The organism is uncultured Roseovarius sp. (assembly GCF_913054395.1).
Classification (GTDB): Bacteria; Pseudomonadota; Alphaproteobacteria; order Rhodobacterales; family Rhodobacteraceae; genus Roseovarius.
Genome location: NZ_CAJXIP010000183.1, coordinates 1 through 5,772 on the forward strand (window position 1 = coordinate 1; position 5,772 = coordinate 5,772).

Below are 5,772 nucleotides of genomic sequence, written 5' to 3' on the forward strand. Positions count from 1 at the left end.
CGACCGCACCGGTCGGGGCCGCCCATTTCAACCAGTTCGCGCAATACGGTTTGATTGCCAATCTGGCCAGCGTGCCTTTGATGGGGGTCCTAGTGATGCCCTCGGCGGTGCTGGCGGCCTGTCTGCTGCCGCTCGGGTTGGATTGGATTGCGCTTTGGGCAATGGGGCTTGGCCTGCGCTGGATATTGGCGGTTTCTGCATGGGTGGCAGACCTTGACGGAGCGCGCGTCCTTGTGTCCGCACCGGGGCCGGTGGTCTTGCCGTTGCTTGCGTTTGGCGCGCTGTTGATCGTGCTCTGGCGGGGGGGCGGCCGGGCCGTGGGGGTGATTCCGATGGGGCTGGCGGTCTGGTTCTGGACCGGGACCGCGAGACCGGTCATCCTGATTTCGGAAACCGCATCGCTGGTCGGGGTGATGACCGATCAGGGCCGGGCCCTGAACAAACCACGCGGGGGCGGGTTTGTCGCGCAAAACTGGCTTGAAAACGACGGCGACGCCGCCGATCAGGAGACGGCCTTTGCCCGCTGGCCCGGCGCGATGTCGGATGAGTCGGCGATCAGGCTGATCGAGGGCAAGGCGGCGGCGCGGCATGCCCTGAAGTGCGAGGGCGCCAAGGTTCTGGTCATGACAACCGATCCCGAGACTGCCCCGCCCGCGGGGCTCGGCTGTGATGTGATCACTCCCGCAACCCTGCGCGCCACGGGGGCCCTGGCACTATACGATAGCGAAACAGGCCTGCGTATCATTGGTGCCCGCGAGATCACCGGCGAGCGGATCTGGAACAGCCCGCATTTACGTCAATAGCTGCGGATCAATCCAACAAGACGTCCCTGAACCTTGACCCGGTCATCGGGGAGAAGGCGGGTTTCATAGGCGGGGTTGGCAGCCTCAAGTGCGATGGCATTGCCCCTGCGGAAAAATCGCTTGAGCGTCGCTTCCTGATCCTCGACGAGGGCGACGACGATATCACCGTTATCGGCCACCGAGGTTTCGCGGATGATCACCACATCGCCATCGTTGATCCCGGCCTCGATCATCGAATCGCCCTTCACCTCAAGCGCATAATGTTCGCCAGACCCCGAAATCATCGCGCCGGGCACGGCGACATTGTGGCTGGCATGGGCGATCGCCTCGATCGGCACGCCGGCCGCGATCTGGCCCATCACCGGAAGCTCGATTGCATAAACCGCTTCGACCGGCTGGGCATTGGCCGGCTGGGCGGCCGACGGGCGATCACCGTCAATTACGCGGGGGGTAAAGCCATGCGTGGCCTCACCACCAAGACTTTCCGGCAGCTTGACGATCTCAAGCGCGCGGGCGCGGTGGGCCAGACGACGGATAAACCCACGCTCTTCCAGCGCGGTGATCAAGCGATGGATGCCGGATTTTGACCTCAGATCAAGCGCTTCCTTCATTTCATCAAAACTTGGCGGCACGCCGTCGCGTTGTACGCGTTTATGAATGAACTCCAAAAGATCGAGCTGTTTTTTGGTCAGCATGGGACGCCCCTCAGGTTGCCGCGTTTCCTTTTGTTCTACTCATGTTCCCGTTTTGTGTCAAGCGTTTCAGGGGGCGCGTCAAAAATCGAGATATTCGACCTCATCGCCGATTGCGCGCGCCGGATCATGCATCGGGCGTACCAAAAGAGCGTCCGCCTCGGCCAGAACGCTAAGCAATGAACTGTCCTGTCGGTTTTCAGCGACAAGACCTTCGGGCGTAAGGCGTGCGCGCATGTAATGTTCGCGCGGCCCGTTCTGTGGCAGGGGCGCCGCGAGGCGCGTTTTGAGGCGCAGAGAGCGGCCCGTTCCAAGCCCAAGCATCGCACGGATCATGGGCGCCAGAAACACCTGGCCGCAAACCATCGCCGACACCGGATTACCGGGCAGACCGACCATCGCGGCGCTGCCCATCCGCCCGGCCATAAGCGGCTTGCCGGGGCGCATCGCCACCTTGTAAAAGGCGCGATCCAGCCCCATTTGCCCCGCAACCTGGCCGACAAGATCATGATCACCGACAGAGGCCCCGCCAATGGTCACCACAAGATCGGCACCCCGGGCAAGGCCGAACGCGGTCTCAAGCGAAGGGATGTCGTCACGGGCAATCGGCAGGATACGCGCCTTTGCGCCATGCCCCTCAAGCAGCGCCTTGAGGCCAAAGGTATTCGACACGATGATCTGATCAGGGCCGGGGGTTTCACCGGGCATCACCAACTCGTCCCCGGTGGAAATCAGCGCCACCACGGGCTTGCGCGTTACCGGCACCGTGGCACAGTTCATCGAGGCCAGAAGCGCAATATCGGCAGGGCGCAGAACCCGCGGCGCGGTCATTGCCTCGCCCGTTCTGAAATCACAGCCTGCCGGGCGGATATGTGCCTTGGGGTCAAGATCGTCGTTCAGGGCGATCTGATCGCCACTGCGCGCCACATCCTCCTGGATGATCACCCGGCTGGCCCCGTCGGGAAGCGGCGCACCGGTGAAGATGCGCACCGCCTGACCGGGGCCGACCGTGCTGGCAAAACCATGGCCCGCCGCCGCTTCGCCGATCACCTCAAAGCGGGCACCCGGGCGCGCCTCATCTTCGCGCAGGGCATAGCCATCCATCGCCGAGGCTGCAAAGGGGGGCTGATCGCGGCGCGCGGCCACATCGCGGGCCAGAACCCGGCCCACGGCCTCGGATAGCGGGACATCTTCGCTCTCAAGCGGCGTGACCAGTGTGAACAGCCTCTCAAGGGCCTCGTCGACGGTGATCATTGCGCCTCGTACCGCCCTGATTTTCCGCCATCTTTCAACATCACCCGGATGCCGCCGATTTCCATCGCCTTATCCACGGCCTTGGCCATGTCATAGACGGTGAGCGCGGCAATGCTGACGGCGCTCAATGCCTCCATCTCAACCCCGGTCTGGCCGGTGGTTTTCACAGTGCCCTCGATCCGCACGCCGGGCAGGTCGGGATCAAGCGTGAGATCAACCGCGACCTTGGTGACCGGCAGCGGATGGCACAGCGGGATAAGGTCCGGCGTCTTCTTGGCGCCCATGATCCCCGCAAGCCGGGCCACGGCCAGAACATCGCCTTTCTTGGCGCGACCTTCTGAAATGATATCAAAGGTTTCGCGCGCCATCTTGATGTAACCTTCGGCCACCGCCACGCGCGATGTCACGGGTTTGTCGGAGACATCCACCATATGGGCGTCGCCCTTGCCGTCAAAATGCGTCAGGCCTGCTGATGTCACGGGATCAGACATCACAGGCCACCTGCCGTCAGTGGATTGGCCAGAATCGCCTGAGTCGCGGCGGTTACGTCATCGGCGCGCATCAGGGTTTCGCCGATCAGGAAACTGCGCGCGCCGTAGCGGGCCATATCGGCCAGGTCCGCCGGAGTGGCCAAACCGCTTTCACATACGATCATCCGATCGGCCGGAACACGTTTCGACAGTGTTCTGGTCGTATCAAGAGTGGTCTCGAAGGTATTGAGATCACGGTTGTTTATGCCGATCATCCGGGATTTCAGGGCGCTCGCGCGCTCAAGCTCTGCGGCGTCATGCACCTCGATCAGCGCATCCATGCCCCAGTCTATCGCCGCGGCTTCAAGCTCTGCGGCCTGTGCATCGCTGACGCTGGCCATGATGATCAGGATGCAATCGGCCCCCCAGGCCCGCGCCTCGGCGACCTGATACGTGTCATACATGAAATCCTTGCGCAGCACCGGAAGGTCACAGGCCGCACGCGCCGCCTTGAGGTACTCCGGCGCACCCTGAAAGCTGGGCGTGTCGGTCAGCACTGAAAGACAGGTCGCGCCGCCGGCGGCATAGGCGCGGGCCAGGGCGGGCGGATCGAAATCGGCGCGGATCAAGCCCTTGGACGGGCTGGCCTTCTTGATCTCGGCGATAAGCCCATAGCCTTGTTTGCTGGCCTGCAACAGGGCATCGGCGAAGGGGCGCACCGCTGGTGCCTCATGGGCGAGGGCACTGACGGTTTCAAAGGACTGTTCGCCTTTGGCGGCGGCGATTTCGTCAAGTTTATAGGCTTTGATCTTTTCGAGAATGGTCGGGGTGCTCATTTGGCCTCCGTTGTCAGGTTTGCCAGCGCGGTGATCTTGGCGCGCGCGGCACCGCTGTCGATGCTCTCGGCGGCCTGTGCCACGCCGGTTTTCAGGTCCGGGGCGTGGTCGGCCACCACAAGGGCCGCGGCGGCGTTCAGCAGAACGGCGTCGCGATAGGCGCCGGGTGCGCCATCCAGAAGCGCGCGCAGTGCATTGGCGTTTTCGGTGGGTGTGCCGCCGAGGATGTCTTCAAACGGATGCACCGGCAGGCCGAAATCTTCCGGATGCAACTCGGCCTCGCGAATGCTGCCGTCCTGCTCAAGCGCGGCGACCCAGCTTATGCCGGTGATGGTCAGCTCGTCGGTGCCGTCGCTGCCATGCACCAGCCAGGCGCGTTCGCTTCCCAATTGGCCAAGCGTTTCGGCCATCGGACGGATGAGATCGCGTGAAAACGCGCCTGTCAGCTGTCGTTTTACCCCGGCCGGGTTGGTCAGCGGCCCCAGGATATTGAAGATCGTGCGTGTACCAAGCTCTGCGCGGACCGGGCCGACATGGGCCATGGCCGGGTGGTGCATCGGCGCCATCATGAAGGCAATGCCGACCTCGCGCAACGCGCGCTCGACCACGGGCACGCCGACCATCACCTCGATTCCCATCTGTCCAAGCGCATCGGCTGCGCCGGATTTGGACGAAAGGTTGCGATTGCCATGCTTGGCCACGGTCACGCCCGCACCCGCCACCACAAAGGCGGTCGCGGTGGAAATATTGAGCGTGCCCTTGCCGTCGCCCCCGGTGCCGACGATATCCATCGCGCCGTCAGGGGCGGTGACGGCGTTGCATTTGGCGCGCATTACGGCGGCGGCGGCGGCATATTCATCCACCGTCTCGCCGCGCGTGCGCAGCGCCATGAGCAACCCGCCAACCTGGCTTGGTGTTGCTTCGCCCTCAAAAAGGATCTGAAAGGCGACTTCCGCCTCGGCGCGGGTCAGGGGCCGGTCGGCGGCGATCCCGATCAGTGGTTTCAGGCGATCACTCATGCCGGTACCTGCATCATGTCGGTAAAGTTTTTCAAAAGTGCATGACCATGCTGCGACGCAATCGATTCCGGGTGGAACTGAACCCCCTGGATCGGCAATTCGCGGTGCTGAAGGCCCATGATATCCTTCTTGTGGCCGACGAAGTGGTGACCGGTTTTGGTCGCCTGGGGAGGATGTTCGGGTCGGATCACTATGGCATGGAGCCGGACATCATCACCATCGCCAAAGGGCTGACCTCGGCCTATGCGCCACTTTCGGGGTCGATAATCGGCGACCGGGTCTGGTCGGTGCTGGAAAAGGGAACGGATGAGAACGGGCCCATTGGCCACGGCTGGACCTATTCCGCGCATCCCATCGGTGCGGCGGCCGGGGTTGCGAACCTCAAACTGCTGGATGATCTGAATTTGGTGGCAAATGCAGGCGAGGTCGGAGCCTATCTCAACGCCAGCATGGCCGAAGCACTGGCGGCGCATCCCAATGTCGGCGACATCCGCGGCGAAGGCATGTTGTGTGCGGTGGAATTTGTGAAAGACAAGGACAGCAGCCTCTTCTTTGACGCCTCAGACAAGATCGGCCCGCAGATTTCGGCGAAGCTGCTTGAGCAGGACAAGATTATTGCGCGTGCGATGCCGCAGGGCGACATCCTGGGCTTTGCGCCGCCGTTTTGCCTGAGCCGGGAAGAGGCCGACCGGGTTGTC

General features: G+C 63.0%; 7 protein-coding genes and 1 pseudogene. 2 read left to right on the forward strand and 6 right to left on the reverse strand.

Annotated features, from left to right (window positions below; genetic code table 11):
* Window positions 1–803: ComEC/Rec2 family competence protein (locus QZ522_RS17260; protein WP_294614505.1), on the forward strand; the 803-nt coding region annotated here is incomplete at its 5' end.
* On the opposite strand, the gene lexA is transcribed toward QZ522_RS17260, so the two are convergent.
* The 6 genes from lexA to QZ522_RS17290 all read right to left on the reverse strand — a co-directional run bounded on the left by lexA (window position 797) and on the right by QZ522_RS17290 (window position 5,265).
* Window positions 797–1,498: a transcriptional repressor LexA gene (gene lexA / locus QZ522_RS17265; protein WP_294614508.1), complete on the reverse strand. Its 702-nt coding sequence runs from the start codon at window positions 1,496–1,498 to the stop codon at window positions 797–799. The two genes, QZ522_RS17260 and lexA, sit on opposite strands and share 7 nt — an antisense overlap.
* Window positions 1,499–1,576: 78 nt before the next feature.
* The gene (glp, locus tag QZ522_RS17270) at window positions 1,577–2,749 is read right to left on the reverse strand and encodes a gephyrin-like molybdotransferase Glp (RefSeq protein WP_294614511.1); all 1,173 of its coding nucleotides are present in this window, start codon (window positions 2,747–2,749) and stop codon (window positions 1,577–1,579) included.
* Window positions 2,746–3,240, reverse strand: a complete 495-nt coding sequence (gene moaC / locus QZ522_RS17275) for a cyclic pyranopterin monophosphate synthase MoaC (protein ID WP_294614514.1) — start codon at window positions 3,238–3,240, stop codon at window positions 2,746–2,748. The genes glp and moaC overlap by 4 nt, the downstream gene beginning before the upstream one ends.
* The gene (gene trpC, locus QZ522_RS17280; RefSeq protein WP_294614517.1) at window positions 3,240–4,055 is read right to left on the reverse strand and encodes an indole-3-glycerol phosphate synthase TrpC; all 816 of its coding nucleotides are present in this window, start codon (window positions 4,053–4,055) and stop codon (window positions 3,240–3,242) included. The genes moaC and trpC overlap by 1 nt, the downstream gene beginning before the upstream one ends.
* Entirely contained in the window at window positions 4,052–5,074 is a 1,023-nt protein-coding gene (gene trpD, locus QZ522_RS17285; RefSeq protein WP_294614520.1) for an anthranilate phosphoribosyltransferase, read from the reverse strand. The genes trpC and trpD overlap by 4 nt, the downstream gene beginning before the upstream one ends.
* A complete protein-coding gene (locus QZ522_RS17290; protein ID WP_294614523.1) occupies window positions 5,071–5,265 on the reverse strand; it encodes a hypothetical protein in 195 nt (64 codons plus the stop codon). Before QZ522_RS17290 ends, trpD begins: the two co-directional genes overlap by 4 nt.
* Here QZ522_RS17290 and QZ522_RS17295 point away from each other — a divergent pair.
* A pseudogene (locus QZ522_RS17295) lies at window positions 5,176–5,772 on the forward strand (aminotransferase class III-fold pyridoxal phosphate-dependent enzyme); the annotation flags it as partial. The gene QZ522_RS17290 and the pseudogene QZ522_RS17295 overlap by 90 nt on opposite strands.

Coding starts and splice junctions, on each gene's coding strand:
- trpD (WP_294614520.1), bottom strand. CDS start 5,074: ATGAGTGATCGCCTGAAACCACTGATCGGGATCGCCGCCGACCGGCCC.
- moaC (WP_294614514.1), bottom strand. CDS start 3,240: ATGTCTGATCCCGTGACATCAGCAGGCCTGACGCATTTTGACGGCAAG.
- glp (WP_294614511.1), bottom strand. CDS start 2,749: ATGATCACCGTCGACGAGGCCCTTGAGAGGCTGTTCACACTGGTCACG.
- trpC (WP_294614517.1), bottom strand. CDS start 4,055: ATGAGCACCCCGACCATTCTCGAAAAGATCAAAGCCTATAAACTTGAC.
- lexA (WP_294614508.1), bottom strand. CDS start 1,498: ATGCTGACCAAAAAACAGCTCGATCTTTTGGAGTTCATTCATAAACGC.